General features: G+C 41.7%; 1 protein-coding gene. It reads right to left on the bottom strand.

The window, feature by feature from the left end:
- Positions 1-43: 43 nt before the first annotated feature.
- The coding region (locus tag SB772_RS46230; RefSeq protein ID WP_410839298.1) for a cory-CC-star protein at positions 44-230 on the bottom strand (187 nt) is incomplete at its 5' end.

The raw sequence follows: 230 nt of genomic DNA, 5'->3' as shown, positions 1-230 counted from the left end.
AATAAATGCTTAGCTACTTTTTTATATAGTCAATCCACTACTGTTAGCAGCAGCCGACGTGGTCAAATGGACATCTATCCATCCCCATACGTGTATGCCACTCATGAAAGTTCTCTAAAAACAGAGGTTGCAACTCTAATGTATAAAAGCTGGCGGGATTATCAATCCCCAAGCTCTCAGCAAACATAAGCAACATAAAAAAGTCTTCTTCATCACGTGCAGCGCGTGCC

It is taken from the genome of Paraburkholderia sp. SIMBA_030 (assembly GCF_046535245.1).
Lineage (GTDB): Bacteria > Pseudomonadota > Gammaproteobacteria > Burkholderiales > Burkholderiaceae > Paraburkholderia.
Note: the sequence above shows the minus strand (reverse complement) of the source record. Positions and strands in the feature narration are given on the sequence as shown.